Source organism: Nostoc sp., from assembly GCF_036919595.1.
Taxonomy (GTDB): Bacteria; Cyanobacteriota; Cyanobacteriia; order Cyanobacteriales; family Nostocaceae; genus Nostoc.
Window position 1 is genome coordinate 1 of the sequence record NZ_JBALCO010000062.1, and the last position, 872, is coordinate 872.

Here is an 872-nt window from a genome sequence, read left to right on the forward strand (position 1 = left end):
GTCAGTTGTCCAGAAGTGAGGGTAATCACATCTGGGGTAGTATCACTGAATACACCCCCAAAAGTTATCGTATCATCCCCAGGAGTGGCATTGGCTAATTTAATTGCCTCTCTGAGGGTAGTAATACCGTTGTTGGCATTTCCATCATCCGTGTCTCCGGTATTATTCACCGTGAACGTTGCCAATACTCCTGCGTAAGCTTCTCGCACTGTTTCTGCAAAGGCAAGATTTACTTCCATATCAGCAGTGCGAACTTCTAACTCCCAGTTCCCACCCAATGCTGCATTGCCAATCCGCTTAGAGGAAGCGGCAATATTTGCTCCTGTGAGTTGGTGCAGTTTTTCCACAAATTCTGCCCCCGCATCACCAAAAGCCACTTTGCAACCATAGATGAGTAAGTTCCAGGGGTTATCGCTTTTAGTAGAGGCTGAAAATATTTTCTGCCATTGTTGCAGTTGCTGGCTGTATTCTTTGAGGGTATCAAGTCCTAAATGCGTGTTCCCCAATTGTAAGTAACCTGGGGCACCGTGGCAGACAAGATGAATATTAGTCAAATTCTCGCCAGCGCAACTCCTCAGAATTTCCGTAATTTGTTCTACACCGTTGTCTGTCAAGTCAAGCAGGAACACTTGGGTATTATCAACCACGCCATCGACTAAACCGCTATAGTCTTCAACTGCCATGTCGATGAAGACTAGACTATCGGTATTGGAGGTAGAAGTTGCGTGATTTACTTGCAAGTGTGAGGTATGTAGCGTTGCCATTTTCTTACTTTGAGCTTAGGTGATGAGGGAAACTCAAACTGACTTCAGCCTTGTAATTACAGGGTTTTCACACAACTACCGATAACTTAAAAAACTATACTACTAATT

Annotated in this window: 1 protein-coding gene; it reads right to left on the bottom strand. The window is 44.3% G+C overall.

The features are described from left to right. Window positions 1–764: DUF4347 domain-containing protein (locus V7K21_RS07750; protein WP_335173033.1), on the bottom strand; the 764-nt coding region annotated here is incomplete at its 3' end. Between the last annotated feature and the right edge of the window lie 108 nt (window positions 765–872).